The organism is Actinomycetospora succinea, from assembly GCF_004363095.1.
Taxonomy (GTDB): Bacteria; Actinomycetota; Actinomycetes; order Mycobacteriales; family Pseudonocardiaceae; genus Actinomycetospora; species Actinomycetospora succinea.
Map to the genome: position 1 here is coordinate 1192213 of NZ_SNYO01000001.1, position 19759 is coordinate 1211971.

Here is a 19759-nt window from a genome sequence, read left to right on the forward strand (position 1 = left end):
ATCCAGGCTAATACGGCGCGCCACCGTCAGAGGGCCGTGCTCAGGACCACCTCGAGCACTTCGAAGATCACGAAGCCGGTGCCCAGGAGCACCAGCGTGACCAGCACGATCGCCGCGAGGCGACGGGTGCCGTCCGCCCGGTTGGCCGAGTCCGCGAAGTCGCGGACCCCGGCCAGTTGACCCTCCACGGTGAACGCGGCCGGCCCGACGTGCTCCATCCGGTCGAGGTGCGCGGCGAAGGCCCGCGCCTCGGGGTCGTCCGGGTCCAGGCCGATGAGGTCGTCGGCGAAACGCCCGGGCGGGCCCGCGGGCTCGTCGGCCCCCGACCCGGATGTCCCGGAAACGCCCCCACCTGGGCCTTTCGACGCACTCATCGCCCCACGGTAACCCGCACCACTTCCCGTCGGGCCTACCCTGTCGGCATGAGCACGGACACCTCGGCGACTTCGGCGGCGTGCACGACGCTCGACGCACAGCTGTGCTTCGCGCTGCACGACGCCTCCCGCGCGATCGCGGCCTCGTACCGGCGCGGGCTCGCTCCGCTCGGGCTCACCTACAGCCAGTACGTCGTGCTGCTCGTGCTCTGGGAGCACGGCCCGACGACCATGGGGCGGCTGTGCCGCGAGCTGCACCTCGACAGCGGCACCCTCTCCCCGCTGCTGCAGCGCCTCGAGGAGCGCGGCCGGGTCCTCCGGCGGCGTCGCCCCGAGGACGAGCGCACCGTCGAGGTCACCTGCACCGCCGAGGGTGAGGCGCTGCGCGAGCCGGTGATGGCCGTGCAGCGCCGGGTGCAGGCCGACACGGGGCTCGAGATCGGCGACCTCTCGCGGCTGCGCGCCGAGCTCCAGGCGCTGGCCGACCGGCTGCGCACCGCGGACGAGACCGGGGTCACCGGCGGGGACGAGTAGATTGCCGCCGTGGCGAAGTCCCCGGCCGAGGAGATCGACGTCGACGGCCTGGCCGTCCGCATCAGCAATCCCGACAAGGTCTACTTCCCGGACCGCGGGATCACCAAGCGGCAGGTCGTCGAGCACTACGTGGCGGTCCGCGAGCCGCTGCTCGCGGTGCTCTACGAGCGCCCGACGCACCTCAAGCGGTTCGTCGACGGGGTGACCGGCGAGTTCTTCTACCAGAAGCGCGTGCCCAAGGGCGCTCCCGAGTGGGTCGACACCGTCGAGGTCCGCTTCCCCTCCGGCCGGCCCGCCACCGAGATCTGCCCGACGCGCACCGCGGTGCTGCCGTGGGCGGCGAACCTCGGCACCTTCGACTTCCACCCCTGGCCGGTGCGCCGCGGGCAGGTCGACCAGCCCGACGAGCTGCGCATCGACCTCGACCCGCAGCCGGGCACCGACTTCGCCGACGCGGTGCGTGTCGCGGGGGTGCTGCGCGAGGTCCTCGACGACGCCGGCCTGCACGGACGTCCGAAGACCTCCGGCGGGCGCGGCATCCACGTGCTGGTGCCGGTGCGCCCGGACTGGGACTTCGTCGGCGTCCGCCGCGCGGTGATCGCGCTGGCCCGCGAGGTCTGCCGGCGCATCCCCGAGCAGGCCACCGTGGACTGGTGGAAGGAGGAGCGCGGCGAGCGCGTCTTCCTCGACTACAACCAGGCCGCCCGCGACCGCACGATCGCCTCGGCGTGGTCGGTGCGCGGCACCCCGCGCGCGACGGTGTCGATGCCGCTGCGCTGGGAGGAGCTGCCCGACGTCGACCCCGACGACTTCGACGTCCTCACCGCCGCCGGCGTCCTGGCCGAGCGCGGCGACGCGCTCGCGGGCCTGCACGACGACCCCGGCAGCCTCGAGACGGTCCTGGAGTGGGTCGAGCGCGACCAGCGCGACCACGACCTCGGCGACCTGCCCTACCCGCCCGAGTACCCCAAGATGCCGGGCGAGCCGAAGCGCGTGCAGCCCAGCCGGAGCCGGGCGGACACCACGGGGAAGACGGTCACCTGACGTCCGTGACGCGGGCGGACGTGATCGCGCACCGCCTGGCCGCCCAGCACCTGGACCGGCGGCTGCCAGCGGCCGCCTGGCGTGCGGCGGTCTCCTCGGGGCTGCAGGACGGCGCGCCGCGCTCCGCGGTGCTGTCCTTGTACGCGCGGGTCGCCGGGGTGCGCCCGGACGCGTGGGAGGACCCCGCCCTCGCGCAGGTGTGGGGGCCGCGCGGCGCGGTGTGGGTGGTGCCCGCGGCCGACGCCGACGTCTTCACGCTCGGGCTGATGCCCCACGACGAGCGCCTGCGCGAGGCCGCCGAGCGGGATGCGGACGCCCTCGCCGTCGCGCTGGGCGCGGCCCGGGTACGCAAGCGGGACGCGCTCGCGGCGGTCGGCGGACGCGTCGACGGGCTGCTGCGGGCCGCCACGACGGGGCGCGTGCGGATCCGCTGGGACGGCCGGGACACGCTGGTGTGGGTCGTGCCGGCGCCGTCCACCACGGTCGATGCGGCACGCGCCGAGCTGCTGCGGCGGTTCCTCGCCGTGCTCGGACCCTCGGACGCGCCCGGGTTCGCGCGGTGGGCGGGCCTGTCACCGGCCGACGCGCAGGCGACGTGGGAGGCGGTGCCCGTCGAGGCGACCGTCCCCGCGGGTCGGGCCCCGGTGTCCGGCGTGCGCCTGCTCCCACCCGGTGACCTGTTCCTGCAGGCCCCGGACCGCGCGCTGCTGGTGCCCGACGCCGCGCACCGCCGGGCCGTGTGGCCGCTGGGCGTCGCCCAGCCCGGTGCGCTGCTCGCCGACGGCGAGATCGCCGGCACCTGGCGGCGTCGAGGTCACCGCGTGGAGGTCAGCCCGTTCGGCGACCTCGCGGAGGGAACCCGGCGGGCCGCCGAGGAGGAGGCCGCCGGGTTCCCGCTCGCGCCGGGGCGCGAGGTCGAGCTGCGCTGGTCGGACCGCTGACTAGATGGCCTCGACCTTCGGCATGATGTCGTTCTTGATCCGCTTGAGGTCGTCGAGCGTCTTCGACACCGGCACGTCGGCGAACGGCGGCCAGATCAGCGGCATCGTCATCCCGGCCTCCTTGTAGGCCTTCAGACGGTCGGTGAGCTGCTTCTCGGTGCCGACCAGCAGGTTGGACGGGACGCCGTTGTCGCTCTGGTCCATCTCCGTGTCGGTGATGACCGTCCAGATCATGCTGCAGATCTCGAGGTCCTTGGAGCGCTTCGGGCTCCCGATCTCCTCGAACTGCTCGTCGATGGCCTTCCGCCACTTGCCCAGGCCCTCGGGCGAGTCCTGGATGCCGATCCAGCCGTCGAGGTCGTACTTGGTGATGCGCTTCGCCGAGCGCAGCGGGTCCTTGAGCCCGCTCATGAAGATCGGCGGACGCGGCTGCTGGAGCGGCTTCGCGCCGAACCCGCACGGCTCGAAGTCGGCGAACTCGCCGTGGTACTCGAAGTGCTCGTTGGCCCAGACGCCCTGCAGGACCTCGATCGTCTCGCGGACGTGCTTGTGGCGCTTCGGGAAGATGTGCGAGGCGCTCGCGGCGGCGAACTCCTCGGGCATCCAGCCCGCGCCGAGCCCGACGTTGAGCCGGCCGTTCGACAGGTGGTCGATCGTCGCCAGCTCGGCGGCCAGGACGCCCGGCGCGCGGAACGGCGTGTCGATGATGCTCTGGCCGATGCGGATCCTCGATGTCCTCGCGGCGAGCCAGGGGAGCAGCGGGTAGCCCTGGAACCACCCGCCCGTGGAGGCGACGGGCAGGGCGTTCGGGAGCCCGTCCATCATGCCGAACGAGTACTGCAGCCCCTCGCGGTCCGAGGCTTCCGGCACCACGATGCGGTCGAGGGTCCAGACGGAGTCGAACTCGAGCTCCTCGGCGAGATCGGTGAGGTCCTCGAGCTCCTTGATCGTCACCTCGGTGCGGAAGTTCGGCAGGTACAGAGCGAGCTTCATCGGGGAACGGCCTCCTCGCCGTGCGTGTGGCGGGTCACATCGCGCTGGGAGAACGCTCCCGTACCTGTTGATCAGAAGCAAGCGGGTCGCGCGCAACCAGCCGCAGGTGATCGCCTGTTCGCGGAGGGGATCGGGAGAATGATCCGATGACGTCCGATCCGGTCCGCGTCCATGGCGACGACGGCCCGCCCGTGCTCCTGCTGCCGGGCGGAGCCGCGGCGGCCGAGGGGTTCTTCCCGGGGCTCGTCGAGGGGCTCGTCGCCGATCCCGGCTGCCGGGTGATCGTCCACGACCGCCCCGGCACCGGGTACTCGTCCGAGCCCGGACGGCTCGCGGACGCCGCCGACCACCTCCACGCCATCGTCGCCGACGTCGCCCTGGGGCCCGTCGTCGCCGTCGGGCAGAGCCTCGGCGGGGCCGTCGCCACCCTGCTCGCCGCCGCGCACCCCGACGACGTCGCCGGCCTGGTGCTGCTCGACATGACGCCGGTGAACGACGCGGAGATCAGCGCGCAGGTCGAGCAGCGGGCCGCGACGGTGGCGCGGGCGGCCGCGATCCCGGTGCTCGGTCCGGCGCTGCTGCGCGGGACGCTCGCCCTCACCGCCCGGAGCATGAAGCGGGGGCTGCGTCCGGACTGCGCCGCGGCGGTCGACGCGACGCTGGACATGGACACCGACCAGCTGGCGCGCTCCGTGGACGGGCTCACCGAGCTGGCCCGCGGGTGGCGCGACGAGGCGCTCCCGCGCGTGCCGGCCGCGGTGGTCACCGCCGACCGCAAGCCCGGCGCCCCGATCCGCCGAGCCCACGAGCGCGTGGCCGCCGCCCTCGGGGCACCGGTGCTGACCTGGCCGGGGGCGACCCACAGCGTGCACCTCGACCACCCCGACGAGGTGCTCGCGACCGTCCGCGACGTCGTCCGGCGGTCGGCCGGGCGCTAGTCGAGCGCCCCCGGCGTGCCGTCGTCGTGCACGATCGGGCCGCCGGCCTCCGACCAGCCCCGCAGGCCGCCGTCGAGGCTGACGGCGTCGACGCCGGCCTCGGCGAGCCTCTCCGCCGCGCGCGTGCCGCGACCGCCGCCGCGGCACGTCGTGATCACCGAGCGCTCCGCGAACTCGGCGGGGTCGAGGTCGCCGAGCGGGCGGTGCACGGCGTCCGGGGCGTGGCCCGCGGCCCACTCGTCGGGCTCGCGGACGTCGACGAGCACGGCCTCGCCGGCCTCGAGGCGGCGGCGGGCGTCGGCGGGATCGATCGTGGACATGGCCCCCAGCGTGGCACCCGCGGGCGGGCCTAGCTGCGGCGCTCCGCGGGCGCGATGAGGTAGTTGTGCACCTCGAGCACGCGTACGTCGGGCGCGGCGATCCCGAGGCGCTCGAGCACCGGCCCGAGGCGCTCGGAGACGAAGCGCTGGAACGCCTCGGGGGACTCCCAGACGTCGATCCCGCGGAACCCGTCCTCGGTGGGCGTCGCGAAGTGGAACAGGCAGCCGGGCTCCGACGGCCCGCCCGGCCGGAAGTCCAGCCGCCCGAGCAGGTCGTCGTACACCTCGAGCGACACCCGGTGGAACGTCGTCTCGACTGCGGTCGCCATCGCGGGCCTCCTCCTCTGGACAGCTCCGGAGAGGTCAGCATAATGAGACGCCGATCACATCCGTCCGGGGCGAGCGCGCCGGGGACACGAGGGGGCCACCGATGGCCGCATCGGACGAGAGCGGGTCGCCGGTCTTCCGGCTGATCTACCAGAGCCACAGCCGCATCCCGAAGAGCGACCGGCCGACGGTCCTCGGCGAGATCTTCAGCACGGCGCGGTCGCGGAACAAGGGCGCGGACATCACGGGCGCGCTGCTGATCACCGACCACTACTTCGCCCAGGTCCTCGAGGGTCCCCAGGGCACCGTCGAGGAGCTCTACGGCCGCATCAGCGCCGACCCCCGCCACGAGCGGCTGGCCGTGCTCGACTCCGGCACGGTCGACGAGCGCGCGTTCGGGAAGTGGTCGATGGCCCAGGTCTCCGCCGCGGGGCACGCCGACATCCCCCTGCACACCGCCAACGGCGAGATCCACCCCGCGGCGCCGAGCCACCTCACCGCGGAACAGAGCAAGGTCTTCGCGACCATGCGCAACGCGATCGGCGCGGACACGGTCTGAGGTCTACCGGCGCGCGCTGGTCCTGAGCGAAGGGCACCTTCGCTCGGAGAGGTGGGCGAGGGGCGCCCCTCGTCGGGACAGCGCTGACGTTGCTGAGGCGGTCTCAGTGAACGGGCCCGGCGTTGTCGGGGGTCGGGTCTACATTCGAACACATGAGCGAATACGTGGTGGGGGTGGCGGAGCGCGAGGCGCTCGAGTCCGCTCGTGCCGAGATGATCGCTCAGCGCCGCGCCTACTACCGCCGCCTCGAGAGCATCGCTCGGATCGCCGACCTCGGGACGGCGGCGAACACCGGATATCGATCCGTCGAGTCGCTGATCGCGGATCGGGACAACCTCGACCTCGCCGACGCCAAGCGGCTGGTGGCCGAGGCGGCGGACCTGTGTGCCCGCTCGTCGCTGCTGGGGGAGCCGCTGCCGGCCCGGCTGCCCTGCACCGGCGCGGCGCTGTCGGCGGGGCTGATCGACCCGCAGCATGTTAAGATCATCCGGGAGACGATGGCCCACCTCGCGGGCCTCGCGTCCCCGCCGCCGCCGGACGAGCTGGCCGGGGTGGAGAAGACCCTCGCGGACTACGCGGAGCTGTTGCCGCCGCGCAAGCTGCAGCAGTTGGCGAAGGCGTTCATCGATCGCTACGACCCCGACGGCGCCGCTCCACCCGACGGTGAGCACTGCCGCGACGAGATGCACCTGCTGCGCCGCAGGGACGGGTCGCTGGTGTTCAAGGGGACGCTGCACGACCCGCTGGACGCCGAAGCCGCGGTCGAGGTGTTCGGAGTCCTGTCCGAGCGAGCCGGCGCCGACGACGAACGCTCCCTGGAACGCCGTCAAGCCGATGCGTTCAAGGACCTCACCCAGGACGCCCGTGGCCCGCGAGGTCTGGCCACCGACGCCCGCAAAGAGCACGTCAACCCTGATCCGGCGGGCGTCGAGGCCGACGCGCCGACAGAGGCGGACGACGACGAGGCAGGCGGCGAGGCGCCGTTGGCGTTGATCCCCGAACCTCGCCGTCCCGAGACGGGCAAGACCGGCTGGACCGAACGCCCCGGCCGCGCGCTGCTCACGGTGACGATCGATCACCGCTGGCTGTGCGAAGCCCTCACGGGCAAGGGCGGCTACGGCACGCTGGACTCCGGCCACCACGTCGACGCCGCCACGGTCCGCCGGTGGGCCTGCGACGCCGAGATCATCCCCATGATCCTCGGCGCCAAGTCCGAACCCCTCGACGTCGGACGCAGCCAGCGCACCGCCCCCGACGCCATCCGCCGCGCCCTCAACCACCGCGACGGAGGCTGCGCCTTCCCCGGCTGCACCCGACGACCACGACGCTGCGAAGCCCACCACGTCCGAGAATGGCTGCAGCACCGCGGCGCGACCGCGCTCGACAACATGTGCCTCTTGTGTCGCCACCACCACCAGCTGCTCCACCACGGGCACTGGACCATCGAGATGATCAACGGTCGGCCCTGGTTCACCCCGCCCTGGATCATCGACACCGAACGACGACCCCGACCCGGCGGACGACCACGCGTTCCCACCTGACGGCCGTCGCGCGGTGATTGCCCATTGCCCTCCGGCCTCGTGATCGGTAGGAGCAGCGGGGTGGACGATCTCGATCGGTACCTCCCGCCCCTCACCGCGGACGTCGTGCGCGCGCGCCGTCAGACGATCGGCTCGCTGCTCGCCCGCAGCGCGCTGAAGCACGGCCCGAAGCTCGCGGTCGTGCACCGGGAGACCCGCCGGACGTTCGCCGAGCTCGACGCCGACGCCAACCGCGTCGCGAACGCGCTCGCGGCGCGGGGCGTCGTGCGCCACCAGCGCGTCGCGATCTTCTCCCACAACTCGTACGCGTTCGTCGTCGCGTACTTCGCGCTCGCGCGGCTCGGGGCGATCTCGGTGCCGGTGAACTTCAACTTCGTGGCGTCCGAGGTCCGCTACGTGCTCGAGGACAGCGGCGCGACGGCGGTGATCGTCGAGGACGCGCTGGTCGACACCTTCGGGGCCGCGGAGGTCGCCGTCTCGCTCGGCGTGGTCATCGGCCACAGCCCGGGCTGGACGTCGTTCGACCGGCTGCTCGCCCACGAGGACGCGACCGAGCCGGACGTCGAGATCGGCGACGACGACCCGGTCCAGCTGCTCTACACCAGCGGCACCACGTCCGCGCCCAAGGGCGCGATCATGACCAACCGCAACCTCATCGCCCAGTACGTCAGCGACATCGTCGACGGCGAGTACCACCGCGACGACGTCGAGCTGCACGCGCTGCCGCTCTACCACTGCGCGGCGCTGCACGACTTCCTCACGCCCGACGTCTACCTCGGCGCCACCAGCGTCGTCGTCGACTCCGCCGACCCGGAGACGATCCTGCGCACGGTCGAGGCCGAGCGGATCACCAAGATGTTCTGCCCGCCGACCGTGTGGATCCGGCTGCTGCGCTCGCCGGCGTTCGACCGGTACGACCTGTCCTCGCTGCGCAAGGGCTACTACGGGGCGGCGATCATGCCGGTCGCCGTGCTCGAGGAGCTCGGCAGCCGGCTGCCCGACATCCGCCTCTTCAACTACTACGGCCAGACCGAGCTCGCCCCGAACGCCACCGTCCTGTTCCCCGAGGAGCAGATCACCAAAGCGGGCACCGCCGGGCGCGCGAGCCTCAACGTCGAGACCCGGCTGCACGACGAGAACGACCGGCCGGTGCCGGTGGGGCAGGTCGGCGAGATCGTGCACCGGACCCCGCACGCGATGCGCGGGTACTGGGGCAAGCCGGAGGCGACCGCCGAGGTGTTCAAGAACGGCTGGTTCCACAGCGGCGACCTCGGGGTGATGGACGCCGACGGCTACCTCACGATCGTCGACCGCAAGAAGGACATCATCATCACCGGCGGCGAGAACGTCGCGAGCCGCGAGGTCGAGGACGCGATCTACGCGCACACCGCGGTGAGCGAGGTGGCCGTGTTCGGGGTGAAGCACCCCGAGTGGATCGAGGCGGTCGCCGCCGCCGTGGTCCTCCGGGACGGCCACACCGCCGAACCGACCGAGATCGTCGCCCACGCCCGCGAGCGCCTGGCGGGCTTCAAGGCCCCGAAGTACGTGGTCCTCGTCGACGAGCTGCCGAAGAATCCCAGCGGGAAGATCCTCAAGCGCGAGCTGCGGGACACCTACGCCGGGCTCGCCGACGGGTGAGCGCCCACCGGGGTCCCGTGCCGCGCGAGGACGCGGCGCGCAGCGTGCGGCTGGTGGCCGTGGGGTTCGGGGTGACGGTGGTGGTCACGCGCCTCTACCTCGCGCTGACCGGCTATCCGCAGATCGGCGGCGAGGTCTACCACCTCGCGCACGCGCTCTGGGGCGGGCTGCTGCTCCTCGTCGGCGGGCTGACCGCGCTGGCCTGGAGCAACCGCTGGGTCCCGACGGTCACCGCCGTGTGCGCCGGCGTCGGGTCCGGGCTGTTCGTCGACGAGGTCGGCAAGTTCATCACCCAGCGCAACGACTACTTCACCCCGCTCGCCGCGCCGATCATCTACGCCGTGTTCCTGGGCGTCCTCGGGCTCGCGCTGCTGGCGGGCCGCGCCCGGCTCGACCGGCCGCGGGTGCTGGCGTACTCGGTGGCCGTCCGGTCGAAGAGCCTCGCCGACGGCCCGCTGCGTCCCGACGACCGCGCGGCGCTGCTCCGCGACCTCGACGCGCTCGCCGACCACCCGGCCCGCCCCGACCTCGCCGCCTACGCCGCCGCGCTGCGCCCGGTGGTGGACCAGGCCCCGACCGACGTGCCCCGGGACCGCGCCCGCCCGCTGCTCGCCGTGCTCCATCGCGCCGAGTCCGGCCTCGTGCCGCGCTGGGTGCACCGGATCGTGCTGATCGTGGGGTCGGTGCTGCTCGGACTGCTCTCGCTGGTCGGGCTCGTGGTGCTGCTCGCGCTGTGGAGCAGCGATCCGGACGTGCAGATCGTCCTCGACGACCAGACCCTCCCGCCCGGCAGCAGGCCGCCGGTGCTCGTCGTCGCGTCGGCGGGGGAGGCGCTCCTCGGGGTGCTCCTGCTCGTGGCGGCGGGCGCGCTGCTCCTGGGCCGCGACCGCGTCGGCATCCGGCTGTGCCGGGTGGGGCTGCTCGTCGCCCTCGCCGGCGTGAACGTCGCGCTGGGCTACCTCGACGCCGAGCTCGTGGTGGTCGCCGTCGTCGCGGAGCTCGCCCTGCTGCTGCTCGCCGGCCGGTACCGGACGCGCTTCCTCACCCAGACGACCGAGAGGACCTGAGCCGCCGGCCCTCGTCCTCGGCGTGCGCGAACCGCAGCGTGGTCGCGAGCCACAGCAGCACGTCGTGCAGGCGCAGGCGCGTCGGTGCGGTCCCACTGAGCTCCGCGGCCACGGCGGACTCGAGCGCGGCGAACCCGACGTCGTTGACCCGCAGCTCCCGGTGGACGACCGCCTCCACGCCGCTGTCGCCCTCCTCGAGGTGGGGCAGCAGCGTGCGGCGGGTGGTCCGTGTCAGGTGCGGGACGAGGTCGGGCCGGCGGTGGTGCAGGGCGGCGAGGACGTGCGGGGCGTGGCTGCCGGCGTCCTCGCCGATCCCGCGCAGCAGCGCGCCGACCGTGCCGGGCTCGCCGAGCACCGAGAGCTCCTCGTCGGGCAGCTCCCAGAACGGGCGCCCGTCCGCGCGGGCGGCCAGCGCCTCGACCCGCGGGGCGAGCGCAGCGAGGGCGTCGTGGACGGCGTGCCAGCCGGCCGGGTCGAGGCGACCGTGCAGGCCCTCGCCGATCAGGACGTCGGCGTCGAGGTTCTCGCCGACCGGCCGCGCGTCGAACCGCGACCACCCGAAGGCGGGCACCTGCGCCCAGCGGCCCTCCGGGATACCGGGGGAGCGGAAGCGCAGCCAGCGCATCCCGCGGGCGTAGCCGACGACGGCGTCCCGGGCACGGTCCAGCGTCAACGGGTCGGGCCCGACGCTGGGCAGCGCCAGGATGGTCCGCTCCGTCGTCGCCACGCCCTCATCGTGCACCGCGAGACGGCCGGGTCCCCGACGAGCGCCGGGACGAGCGCCGGAATGAGCCCGGCGCGCGCCGGGTTCTCCGGCTGTGACCGACGAGAAGGCCGAGCTCAGCCCGACGGACTGGGTACGGGGCCAGACACAGAAGATCCTGGAGACGGGCACCACCGCGGGCATCGAGGTGAACGGCTCGCCGATCGTGCTCCTCACGCTGCGCGGGGCGAAGACCGGCAAGCTCCGGTACACCCCGGTGATGCGCGTCGAGCACGACGGCAGCTACGCCGTCGTCGCCTCGAAGGGCGGAGCGCCCGAGAACCCGGTGTGGTTCGAGAACATCCGCGCACATCCCGAGATCTCACTGCAGGACGGCACGGAGACCCGGGAGTACACGGCGCGCGTCGTGTCCGGCGACGAGCGCGCGCAGTGGTGGGACCGCGCCGTCGCGGCGTTCCCGAACTACGCGGAGTACGCCACCCGCACCGACCGCGAGATCCCGGTGTTCGTGCTCGACCCCCGCTGAGGAGTCCGGGTCAGGCCGTGTCCTCCCGGCGGGCACGGTCGAAGGTCGCGGCGTCCGGCGGCGGGCGCCGCGACCACCCGGAGGCCGACCACGACTCGAGCCACGAGCGCTCGGCCAGCGTCGGCAGGAGCGCGAGCCACGTCGTGGTCATGCGCTCCCAGAGCGAGGGGCCGTCGGGCTGGACCTCGGCGAGGTAGTGGTGCCCGACCACCGTCGAGAGCAGCGTCGAGCTCACCGACATCGGGTCGGTGCTGGCGGTGACGAGCCCGGCGGCGCAGGCCTGCCCGAGCAGGACCTCGGTCTCGGAGCGCCAGCCCTCGACCCACTTGTGGCGGTCGGCCTGCATCCCCGGGTCCTCGCGCATGACCCGGACGCCGCCCGTGACGATCGGGTCGTGCACGAGCCGGGCGATCTGCGCGTCGTAGACGACGAGCAGCGCGCGCAACGGGTCGAGCCCCCGGGCCGCGATGCGGGCCCTGATGTCCTCCCACGAGGAGTGCAGCTCGTCGACCACGGCCCAGCCGAGCGCGGACTTGTTCTCGAAGTGGAAGAACAGCGCGCCCTTCGTGCGCCCGCCGTCCGCGACCACCTGGGACAGGGACGTGAGGTGGTAGCCCTGGTCGGCGAAGCGGCGCGCGGCGGCGAGGAGGAGCTCGCGGCGGGTCGCGCGCGCCCGCGCCTGCAGGGGCGCGGTGACGGCCCGGTCCGACCAGCGGGGCACCGGGAGGTCGAACCACTCCGGTGCCATACGCCGAGTATGCGGACCGGCGCCGTCTCCCGTCAGGAAACCTGCCGTCGGTGCGGTGAGCGGCGCGCCGACCGTCAGGAGAACCGGGCGATCGCCGCATACCCCCCGGTCGGGCGCTCGCCGGGGCTCGGCGTGGGCCAGTCGACGATGTCCACGAGGCCGGGCGCGACGAGCTCGCCGTCACCCAGGAGCTCCCGGATCGCGGCCCGCGACCGCAGCACGACCTCGGTCGCGCTGCCCCGGTAGCCGTCCTGGATGGCGCGCGTCCGCGCCGCCAGCTCCGGGTCGTCGTGGTCGGCGCTGCCGTGGCTCATCACGTGCACGCTGCCGGGGCCCAGTGCCGCGCGGTAGCGGGCGAGGATCCCGGGCAGCGCGGCGTCGGGGACGAAGTGCAGGACCGCGACGGTGAGCAGCGCGACCGGACGGTCGAGGTCGAGCAGGTCGGCCACCCCGGGCGCGGCGAGCACCGCCTCCGGGTCGCGCATGTCGGCGCGGGTGACGCTGACGCCCTCGATCCCGTCGATCACCTCGTGGGCGTGGGCGACCGCGACCGGCTCGAAGTCGACGTACGCGACGCGGGCGTCGGGCCGGTGGGCGAGCGCGATCTCGTGGACGTTGCCCGCGGTCGGGACGCCGGAGCCGAGGTCGAGGAACTGCGTGATGCCCTGCGCGAGGCACCAGTCGACCGCGCGGCGCAGGTAGTCGCGGTTCGCGCGGCAGACGTAGGCCATGTCCGGGTTCTGCGTGAGGATCTTCGCGGCCTGCTCGCGGTCGACGGCGAAGTTGCAGGCCCCGCCCAGCAGGTAGTCGTAGATGCGGGCGGCGTTGGCGCGGTCGAAGTCGATCCCGGCCTCCAGCGCCTGCTCGGCCTCGCGCCAGGTCCTGCCCGAATCCGTCACGTCGCCCTCCCCGCCGCCTCCTGCGTGGGGACGACCTTCTCATCCCGGGCGGCCGGGCGGACCATCACGACGACGAGGATCGCGGCCAGCAGGGCGGCGACGCCGGCGACGGTGAAGACGGTGTCGAGCCCGGCGGGGAACGCGTCGCCGATGAGGGGCGCGAGGGCCGGGCGCCCGGCGACCACCCCGGGCGTGCCACCCCCGGCCACCGCGGCGGCGAGCCCGTCGGCGTCGGGAACCCCGGCCGACGTCAGCACGCCGGTGACCCGGCCGGTGAAGATCGTGCCGAGCACGGCGAGCCCGACGGCGAGGCCGAGCTGGCGGAAGGTGTTGACCGCGGCGCTGCCGACGCCGGCGCGCCACGGCGGCAGCACCGCGAGCGTGGCCGACACGAGGACCGGCGTCGCGAGGCCGACCCCGAGACCGGCCACGACGAGAACGGGGACGAGCGCCCACGGTCCCGAGCCGGCGTCGACGACGGTCATGAGCAGCGCGCCGGCGCCGATGAGCGCCAGGCCGCCGCCGACCGGGCGGGCGGGGGAGCCGCCGTGCAGGAAGCGGCCGGCGAGCGCGGACACCGTGAACGCGGCGAGGCTCAGCGGCAGCGCGACCAGGCCCGCGCGGATCGGGGTGAGCCCGAGGACCGACTGCAGCCACAGCGACACCAGGGCGAGGTCGGCGAACGCGGCGGCGGAGAGCACCGCGGCCGCGACCATCAGCGCGGTGAACGAGCGGTTCGCGAAGAGCGCGAGGTCGAGCATCGGCGCCTCGGTGCGGCGCTCGGCGACCACGAACACCGCCAGGGCGACGGCGGCGAGCGCCAGCGCGAGGACCGTCGGCGCCGCCGTCCAGCCCCGCTCGCCCGCGGACACGAGGCCCCAGACCAGGGCGCCCGAGGCGAGCGTGAACGTCCCCGCCCCGACGAGGTCGACACGGCCGACGGCCGCGGAGGATGACTCGGTGACCACGGCGAGGGTGAGCGCGACGGCGACCACGGCGACCGGGAGGTTGACGAGGAAGATCGCCCGCCAGCCCCAGGCCTCGGTGAGCAGGCCGCCGAGCAGCGGGCCGCACGCGGCGGCGAGCCCGTTGACCGCGCCCCAGATCCCGAACGCCGTGCCGCGGCGCGGACCGTGGTACGTCGCGGCGATGAGCGCCGCGGTCGTCGCGAACATCGCGGCGCCGCCGAGGCCCTGCGCGACCCGGGCGGCGACGAGCGCGCCCGCGGACGGCGCGAGCCCGCAAGCCAGCGACGACACCGCGAAGACGCCGAGACCCGCGAGGTAGAGCCGGCGCCGCCCGAAGCGGTCGGCGAGGGTGCCGGTGACCATGAGCAGCGCAGCCAGGGCGAGCGCGTACCCGTCGATCACCCACTGCAGGGACGAGAACGACGTCTCCAGCGACGTCGCGATGGGCGGCAGGGCGACGTTCACGATCGTGACGTCGACCAGGAGCATGAAGGTGCCCAGGCAGATCGCCACCAGGGGCCACCAGGGACGCATGGTCTCTCCTCGGGAAGCAGGGACGCTGCGACCATGTTCGACATCGCCTGACGCGTCGCCCGAGCCATGACGCCGTTGTCAGCGATCATCGACATCAAGGAGGCCCGGGGTGACGGAATTCGACGAGACGGACCGCGCCCTTGTGCACGCCCTGCAGATCGACGGGCGCGCGCCGTTCCGCCGCGTCGCCGAGGTCCTCGGGGTCTCCGACCAGACCGTCGCCCGCCGCTACGCCCGCCTGCGCTCGACCAGGGCGCTGCGCGTCGTCGGCGTCAGCGACCCCACCGTGGTCGGCGACGACCAGTGGCACGTACGGCTGCGCTGCGCCCCGGACGCCAGCGTCGAGATCGCCGAGGCGCTGGCCCGCCGCCCGGACACCGCGTGGATCGGGCTGATCTCCGGCGGCACCGAGATCGCCTGCTCGCTGCGGGGGCGCGGGGACGACGCCGACGAGATGCTGCTGCACCGCCTGCCGCGCACACCGCGCATCCTCGAGGTCAGCGCCCACGAGGTGCTGCACGTGTTCTACGGCGGCGCCCGCGAGCCGTTCACCAAGCAGGGCGCGCTGACCGACGACCAGGCAGCGGCCCTGCGCGAGCACCTGCCTGCACCGGCCCCGCCGCCGCGCCTGGACGACGTCGACCGCCGGCTGCTCGACCTCCTGCGCGTCGACGGCCGCGCGCCGGTCGAGGACATGGCGCGCACGTGCGGGACGTCGGCGTCGACGGTCCGGCGCCGCCTGCACGACCTGCGCGCCGGCGGCCTGCTCTACCTCGACGTCGACGTGACGCCCGAGGTCATCGAGCTGCCGCTGCGCACGATGCTCTGGCTGACGGTCGCCCCGGCCCACCTCGAGGCCGCCGGCCGGGCGCTCGCCGCCCACCCGGAGGTCCCGTTCGCCGCGGCGATCGCGGGGCGGGCGAACATCTACGCCAGCGTCGCGAGCGCCGACGCCGCCGGGCTCTACCGCTACCTGACCACCCGCGTCGCCGACCTGCCCGGCGTCACGAGCGTCGAGACCGCGCCGGTGATCCGCACGGTCAAGGCGGCGCGCACGCAGTACCCGGTGCGCTGATCACGTCGACGCCTTTAGGGATCGGCCGGCGCGGCCACATGCCGACCCGCTCGAGACGGCTGGTCACCTCAGCGCGTCGACGAAGGTCGCGGCCGGGTCCTCGGTGCACACGACGCGGAAGCGGCACGCGTCGTCCCCCTGCGAGCGCAGCGTCGTGCGCTCGGCACGCAGGCCGCTGACCGCCGGATCGACCGCCCGCATCCAGGTGGCGTCCCACGCGCACATCACCGTCGTCACGTCGCCGACGCCGCGGCGGGCGAAGAAGTCGTGGAAGAAGCAGCGCTCGACCCGCATCTCGACCGCGTCCGCGTCGGGTCGCTCGACGCGGATGTCGACGGACGCGCCGTGGCGCCCGGCTTCGGCGCGGCAGGCGGACTCGATCGCGCCGAGCGGGTCGTCGCGCCGGCCCGGGGCGCCGAACGTGACCTGGAACGGGCGGCGCAGGACCGACCCGAGGGCCTGGCGCAGGAACAGGACGGTGCGGCGGGCGTCGCCGTCGAAGACGTCGATCAGCGTCTCGTGGGCCGCCAGCACCGTCGCCGAGAGCGCCAGCATCCCCTCCGCCGGACCGTCGACCGGCAGCCCCGCGTCCTCCTCGCGGATCTCCTCGGCGCGCCGGCGGATCACCGCCAGCACGAAGGCGCGCCGGTCGGGGAATTCGCGCCGCAGCCAGGCGCCGATGGTGCTCAGCAGGTCGCGGGGCAGGGCCCGGCCCATCGTCCAGCGGCCCTCGAGCTCCCACAGCGTCGTCCGGGTCTCGTCCACGTGACCACCTCGCCCCGTCGGGGGTCGACGATGAACCCGCGCGGGAGCGGCCGGACTCACCCGGCGGGGGTGAGCTCAGTGGTACGGCTTGTGCGGGATCGCGGCGTCGTTCGTCTGCTGCTCGAAGTCGACCCAGATCGCGCCGTCCTCGATCTTGCAGGCGTAGGTCGGGATCGGATCGACCGCGGGGACGCCCGTGGGCACGCCGGTGTGCAGGTCGAACCGGGAGTTGTGCGCCGGGCAGATCAGGGAGTCGTCCTCCTGGAGGTAGCCCTCGTTGAGCGGCTGCTGCTGGTGGGTGCACGTGTTGTGCACCGCGACCGCCTCGTCCTCGTAGAGCCGGACGACACAGATCGGCTCGCCACCCATGTGGCAGAGCATCATGTCGCCCTCCTCGAGCTGGTCGAGGTCGGCAACGGCTTCCCAGGCCATGGTGGTGGTTCCTCTCGTGAACTAACCGGACGACCGGCGCGACCGGGGTGCCGGCGCGGAGCCGCGCACCTCGATCCAGCCGTTGCGCACGCGCGCGGGAAGAACGGGCTGGGGGTGGTGCGCCGGGCCGCGCACGATGCGGCCGTCGCGCAGGTCGAACACCGAGTAGTGCAGCGGGCAGGCGACGGTGCAGCCGTCGACCTCGCCGCGGTGCAGCAGGGCGCCGGCGTGGCTGCAGACGTCGTCGATGGCGTGGACCTCGCCGTCGCGGCGGAACAGCAGCACGTGGCGGCCCTCGACCTCGACGCCGGTGACCGCGCCGTCGGCGAGCTCGTCGTCGGCGACCGCCTTGACCCAGCGCTGCGGCCCGGTGTTGGTCGCGACCCGGTTGACCATCACCGCGCGGCCCTGGACGAGGTGCCCGCCGATGTAGGCCGCGGCCACGGTGACGGTGAGGCTCGCGGCGCCGAGGGCGCGGCCGGTGCGGCGGTGACCGGAGAGACGGGCGGCGAGGGAGACGCCCTGCAGGACGGTGCCCGCCCCGTTGAGCAGGCCGTGGAACAGCCCGACGCGCCGGTCCTCGTTGTCGCTGACGCTCCAGTCGGCGACGCCGGTGGCGGCCGTGGCGGCGGCCGCGGCGATCCCGGCGGCGGAGAGCGTCGACGAGGGGTCGAGGCGCGCGCCGTCGGCCGGGACGTCCTGGCCCGCCATGTCGAGCAGCAGCGTCGCCGACCAGAACCCGATCGGGAGGTCGGACAGCGCAGGGTGCAGCGAGTGCCCCAGCCAGCGTCCGCCGTGCATCAGCTCGACGACGGGGTTGGCGCGGAACCGGTCGTAGACGGGGGCGACGGCCGCGGTCGCCTGGTCGTTCAGGCGCTGCAGCCACGGCCACCGGGTGATCTCCGCGACGGCGCGCTGGTGCCACGCCGTCGCTCCGGAGTCCGCCATCCGTGCTCCCCTCCGTCCGTCCCGCGTGGAGGAGCCTGGCACCTCGTTGTGATCTCCGCCATATCCGTCGTGGACGAGAGGTGTCCCAGATCGGCACACTCGCGACGGTGGCGCGATCGTCGTCGGGGGAGTCCGTCCTCGAACGCGTCGTGCGCGTCCTCGAGGCGTTCACGCCGTCCGACCGGGCGCTGACGGTCGGGGAGCTGTCGCGGCGGGCGGGGCTGCCGGCGGCGACCGGCTCGCGAATGGTGGCCGACATGGTCGAGCACGGGCTGCTCGCCCGGGACGCCGACCGGCGCGTGCGGGTCGGCACCCGGCTCTGGGAGCTCGCGTCGCGGGCGTCGCCGACGCTCTCGCTGCGCGAGCTCGCCATGCCGGTGCTCGAGGAGCTGCACGGCCACGTCGGCCACCACGTCCAGCTCGGGGTGCTCGACGGCGAGCAGGTGCTGTTCGTCGAGCGCCTGTCGGCCGACCAGGCGGTCATCAACTACACGCGCATCGCCGCGCGCCTGCCCCTGCACGCGTCGTCGTCGGGCGAGGTCCTGCTGGCCCACGCCCCCGCCGACCTGCAGGAACAGGTGCTCGCGGGACCGCTGGCGCGGTTCACCCCGTTCACGATCACCGACCCGGCCGTGCTGCGCCGCCGGCTCGCCGACATCCGGCGCGACGGCTTCGTCGTGTGCTGCGGCTTCCTGCACCCCGAGGCGACGGGCATCGCGGTGCCGGTGCGCGACGAGCACCGGCAGGTCGCCGCCGCCGTCTCGGTGATCGTCCCCAACGACGAGCGCGCCCGGGACCACATCGCGCCGCTCGCCGCGGCGGCCCGGCGGATCGAGCAACGGCTGAGCGCCCCCTGACGGCCTGCCCATTGAATGGGATCGCCGTTCCGGGTCCTGCCGGCCGCGCCGCATCCTCCCCGGCATGGACCGGCTCGTCGTGCAGGGAAAGACGCAGGTGGCGGAGGGCGTCGTCGCGCTGGTGCTCGCGCGCCCCGACGGCGGGCGCCTGCCCGACTGGGCGCCCGGCGCCCACGTCGACCTGACCCTCGCGTCCGGCGCCACCCGCCAGTACTCGCTGTGCGGCGACCGGTGGGACGCGCACACCTACCGCGTCGCGGTGCTGCGCGAGCCCGACGGCCGCGGCGGCTCGGCGTACGTGCACGACGAGCTGGCCGTCGGCGACACCGTCGGGTTCGGCGGGCCGCGCAACCACTTCGCGCTCGTGCCGTCGACGCGCTACCTGTTCGTCGCGGGCGGCATCGGGATCACGCCGCTGCTGCCGATGGTGCACCAGGCCGACCTCGTCGGCGCGGACTGGGCGCTGCTCTACGGCGGGCGCTCGCGGGGCACGATGGCCTTCGCCGACGAGCTCGCGCGCCATGGCGACCGGGTCACCGTGCACCCCCAGGACGAGGGCGGGCTGCTGCCGCTCGCGGCGTTCGTCGCCGGTGCCGACGAGGGGACCGTCGTCTACTGCTGCGGCCCGGCGCCCCTGCTGGCGGCGATCGAGGACGCCACGGCGCACCGGCCCCGCCACCTGCTGCGCACCGAGCGCTTCGTCGCCGCCGACCTCGGCGCCCCGGTGCGCGACGAGCCGTTCGTCCTCGAGCTCGCCCGCTCCGGCGCCACCGTCACCGTCGGCCCGGAGCTCTCGGTGCTCGAGGCGGCCCGGCGGGCGGGGGCCACCGCGCTGTCCTCGTGCGAGCAGGGCACGTGCGGCACGTGCGAGACGCCGGTGCTCGCCGGCGTGCCCGACCACCGCGACTCGATCCTCGCCGACCACGAGCGCGCCGCCGGGGACTGCCTGTTCCCCTGCGTCTCGCGCTCGTGCACCGACCGCCTCGTGCTGGACCTGTAGGAGCCCG

At 74.2% G+C, this 19759-nt stretch carries 23 protein-coding genes; 12 read left to right on the forward strand and 11 right to left on the reverse strand.

All coding sequences use genetic code 11. The features are described from left to right. Positions 1 to 26: 26 nt before the first annotated feature. A complete protein-coding gene (locus EV188_RS05700; protein ID WP_243741491.1) occupies positions 27 to 374 on the reverse strand; it encodes a hypothetical protein in 348 nt (115 codons plus the stop codon). A gap of 48 nt (positions 375 to 422) precedes the next feature. Between EV188_RS05700 and EV188_RS05705 the strand changes: the two genes are divergently transcribed. From EV188_RS05705 to EV188_RS05715, 3 genes are read left to right on the forward strand one after another with little or no spacing between them, the layout of a single operon-like run. After that, positions 423 to 908 (forward strand): MarR family winged helix-turn-helix transcriptional regulator, encoded by a 486-nt coding sequence (locus tag EV188_RS05705; protein WP_133825186.1) that lies wholly within the window; start codon positions 423 to 425, stop codon positions 906 to 908. A gap of 9 nt (positions 909 to 917) precedes the next feature. Then, entirely contained in the window at positions 918 to 1952 is a 1035-nt protein-coding gene (gene ligD, locus EV188_RS05710) for a non-homologous end-joining DNA ligase (RefSeq protein WP_133825187.1), read from the forward strand. A gap of 5 nt (positions 1953 to 1957) precedes the next feature. Further along, positions 1958 to 2893, forward strand: a complete 936-nt coding sequence (locus tag EV188_RS05715) for a DNA glycosylase AlkZ-like family protein (protein ID WP_166659725.1) — start codon at positions 1958 to 1960, stop codon at positions 2891 to 2893. Here the strand turns inward: EV188_RS05715 and EV188_RS05720 are convergent, their stop codons facing one another. After that, entirely contained in the window at positions 2894 to 3886 is a 993-nt protein-coding gene (locus EV188_RS05720; protein WP_133825189.1) for an LLM class flavin-dependent oxidoreductase, read from the reverse strand. 146 nt (positions 3887 to 4032) lie between these two features. On the opposite strand from EV188_RS05720, the gene EV188_RS05725 reads away from it, so the two are divergent. Further along, positions 4033 to 4824, forward strand: coding sequence for an alpha/beta fold hydrolase (locus EV188_RS05725; protein WP_133825190.1), 792 nt, complete (start codon positions 4033 to 4035; stop codon positions 4822 to 4824). On the opposite strand, the gene EV188_RS05730 is transcribed toward EV188_RS05725, so the two are convergent. After that, entirely contained in the window at positions 4821 to 5144 is a 324-nt protein-coding gene (locus EV188_RS05730; protein ID WP_133825191.1) for a rhodanese-like domain-containing protein, read from the reverse strand. The genes EV188_RS05725 and EV188_RS05730 overlap by 4 nt on opposite strands. Positions 5145 to 5173: 29 nt before the next feature. Further along, positions 5174 to 5473, reverse strand: coding sequence for a hypothetical protein (locus EV188_RS05735; RefSeq protein ID WP_133825192.1), 300 nt, complete (start codon positions 5471 to 5473; stop codon positions 5174 to 5176). Positions 5474 to 5574: 101 nt separating this feature from the next. On the opposite strand from EV188_RS05735, the gene EV188_RS05740 reads away from it, so the two are divergent. The 4 genes from EV188_RS05740 to EV188_RS05755 all read left to right on the forward strand — a co-directional run bounded on the left by EV188_RS05740 (position 5575) and on the right by EV188_RS05755 (position 10276). Then, entirely contained in the window at positions 5575 to 6030 is a 456-nt protein-coding gene (locus tag EV188_RS05740; protein ID WP_133825193.1) for a BLUF domain-containing protein, read from the forward strand. Between the two features lie 152 nt (positions 6031 to 6182). After that, positions 6183 to 7571, forward strand: coding sequence for an HNH endonuclease signature motif containing protein (locus EV188_RS05745; RefSeq protein ID WP_133825194.1), 1389 nt, complete (start codon positions 6183 to 6185; stop codon positions 7569 to 7571). 60 nt (positions 7572 to 7631) lie between these two features. After that, positions 7632 to 9209 carry a fatty acyl-CoA synthetase gene (locus tag EV188_RS05750; protein WP_208113982.1) on the forward strand — a complete coding sequence of 526 codons (1578 nt, stop codon included), beginning with the start codon at positions 7632 to 7634 and terminating at the stop codon, positions 9207 to 9209. 17 nt (positions 9210 to 9226) lie between these two features. Further along, a complete protein-coding gene (locus EV188_RS05755; protein WP_133825195.1) occupies positions 9227 to 10276 on the forward strand; it encodes a hypothetical protein in 1050 nt (349 codons plus the stop codon). Here EV188_RS05755 and EV188_RS05760 read toward each other — a convergent pair. After that, on the reverse strand, positions 10251 to 11003 hold the full coding sequence (locus EV188_RS05760; protein ID WP_133825196.1) for a hypothetical protein: 753 nt from the start codon (positions 11001 to 11003) through the stop codon (positions 10251 to 10253). The genes EV188_RS05755 and EV188_RS05760 overlap by 26 nt on opposite strands. A 91-nt stretch (positions 11004 to 11094) precedes the next feature. Between EV188_RS05760 and EV188_RS05765 the strand changes: the two genes are divergently transcribed. Continuing rightward, a complete protein-coding gene (locus EV188_RS05765; RefSeq protein WP_133825197.1) occupies positions 11095 to 11526 on the forward strand; it encodes a nitroreductase family deazaflavin-dependent oxidoreductase in 432 nt (143 codons plus the stop codon). 10 nt (positions 11527 to 11536) lie between these two features. On the opposite strand, the gene EV188_RS05770 is transcribed toward EV188_RS05765, so the two are convergent. From EV188_RS05770 to EV188_RS05780, 3 genes are all read right to left on the reverse strand, one after another. Continuing rightward, on the reverse strand, positions 11537 to 12274 hold the full coding sequence (locus tag EV188_RS05770; protein WP_133825198.1) for a TetR/AcrR family transcriptional regulator: 738 nt from the start codon (positions 12272 to 12274) through the stop codon (positions 11537 to 11539). 74 nt (positions 12275 to 12348) lie between these two features. After that, positions 12349 to 13173, reverse strand: a complete 825-nt coding sequence (locus EV188_RS05775) for an SAM-dependent methyltransferase (RefSeq protein ID WP_243741492.1) — start codon at positions 13171 to 13173, stop codon at positions 12349 to 12351. Then, the gene (locus EV188_RS05780) at positions 13170 to 14675 is read right to left on the reverse strand and encodes a DHA2 family efflux MFS transporter permease subunit (RefSeq protein WP_133825199.1); all 1506 of its coding nucleotides are present in this window, start codon (positions 14673 to 14675) and stop codon (positions 13170 to 13172) included. The genes EV188_RS05775 and EV188_RS05780 overlap by 4 nt, the downstream gene beginning before the upstream one ends. Before the next feature lie 109 nt (positions 14676 to 14784). Here EV188_RS05780 and EV188_RS05785 point away from each other — a divergent pair, with 109 nt between their 5' ends. Next, a complete protein-coding gene (locus tag EV188_RS05785) occupies positions 14785 to 15750 on the forward strand; it encodes an Lrp/AsnC family transcriptional regulator (RefSeq protein WP_133825200.1) in 966 nt (321 codons plus the stop codon). A gap of 63 nt (positions 15751 to 15813) precedes the next feature. Here the strand turns inward: EV188_RS05785 and EV188_RS05790 are convergent, their stop codons facing one another. The 3 genes from EV188_RS05790 to EV188_RS05800 all read right to left on the reverse strand — a co-directional run bounded on the left by EV188_RS05790 (position 15814) and on the right by EV188_RS05800 (position 17895). Beyond that, a complete protein-coding gene (locus EV188_RS05790; protein ID WP_133825201.1) occupies positions 15814 to 16515 on the reverse strand; it encodes an L-2-amino-thiazoline-4-carboxylic acid hydrolase in 702 nt (233 codons plus the stop codon). A 75-nt stretch (positions 16516 to 16590) separates the two neighbouring features. After that, positions 16591 to 16947: a Rieske (2Fe-2S) protein gene (locus EV188_RS05795; RefSeq protein ID WP_133825202.1), complete on the reverse strand. Its 357-nt coding sequence runs from the start codon at positions 16945 to 16947 to the stop codon at positions 16591 to 16593. Positions 16948 to 16968: 21 nt separating this feature from the next. Continuing rightward, positions 16969 to 17895, reverse strand: a complete 927-nt coding sequence (locus tag EV188_RS05800) for a Rieske (2Fe-2S) protein (RefSeq protein ID WP_133825203.1) — start codon at positions 17893 to 17895, stop codon at positions 16969 to 16971. A gap of 107 nt (positions 17896 to 18002) precedes the next feature. Between EV188_RS05800 and EV188_RS05805 the strand changes: the two genes are divergently transcribed. Next, the gene (locus EV188_RS05805; protein WP_133825204.1) at positions 18003 to 18752 is read left to right on the forward strand and encodes an IclR family transcriptional regulator; all 750 of its coding nucleotides are present in this window, start codon (positions 18003 to 18005) and stop codon (positions 18750 to 18752) included. Positions 18753 to 18816: 64 nt separating this feature from the next. Further along, a complete protein-coding gene (locus EV188_RS05810; RefSeq protein ID WP_133825205.1) occupies positions 18817 to 19752 on the forward strand; it encodes a PDR/VanB family oxidoreductase in 936 nt (311 codons plus the stop codon). The last annotated feature ends 7 nt before the right edge of the window (positions 19753 to 19759 follow it).

Bases quoted from the DNA above. Each gene is read 5' to 3' on its own strand.
- EV188_RS05795 (WP_133825202.1), bottom strand. From the start codon at position 16,947: ATGGCCTGGGAAGCCGTTGCCGACCTCGACCAGCTCGAGGAGGGCGAC.
- EV188_RS05700 (WP_243741491.1), bottom strand. From the start codon at position 374: ATGAGTGCGTCGAAAGGCCCAGGTGGGGGCGTTTCCGGGACATCCGGG.
- EV188_RS05770 (WP_133825198.1), bottom strand. From the start codon at position 12,274: ATGGCACCGGAGTGGTTCGACCTCCCGGTGCCCCGCTGGTCGGACCGG.
- EV188_RS05705 (WP_133825186.1), top strand. From the start codon at position 423: ATGAGCACGGACACCTCGGCGACTTCGGCGGCGTGCACGACGCTCGAC.
- EV188_RS05810 (WP_133825205.1), top strand. From the start codon at position 18,817: ATGGACCGGCTCGTCGTGCAGGGAAAGACGCAGGTGGCGGAGGGCGTC.
- EV188_RS05800 (WP_133825203.1), bottom strand. From the start codon at position 17,895: ATGGCGGACTCCGGAGCGACGGCGTGGCACCAGCGCGCCGTCGCGGAG.
- EV188_RS05780 (WP_133825199.1), bottom strand. From the start codon at position 14,675: ATGCGTCCCTGGTGGCCCCTGGTGGCGATCTGCCTGGGCACCTTCATG.
- EV188_RS05735 (WP_133825192.1), bottom strand. From the start codon at position 5,473: ATGGCGACCGCAGTCGAGACGACGTTCCACCGGGTGTCGCTCGAGGTG.
- EV188_RS05725 (WP_133825190.1), top strand. From the start codon at position 4,033: ATGACGTCCGATCCGGTCCGCGTCCATGGCGACGACGGCCCGCCCGTG.
- EV188_RS05720 (WP_133825189.1), bottom strand. From the start codon at position 3,886: ATGAAGCTCGCTCTGTACCTGCCGAACTTCCGCACCGAGGTGACGATC.
- EV188_RS05730 (WP_133825191.1), bottom strand. From the start codon at position 5,144: ATGTCCACGATCGATCCCGCCGACGCCCGCCGCCGCCTCGAGGCCGGC.
- EV188_RS05745 (WP_133825194.1), top strand. From the start codon at position 6,183: ATGAGCGAATACGTGGTGGGGGTGGCGGAGCGCGAGGCGCTCGAGTCC.
- EV188_RS05740 (WP_133825193.1), top strand. From the start codon at position 5,575: ATGGCCGCATCGGACGAGAGCGGGTCGCCGGTCTTCCGGCTGATCTAC.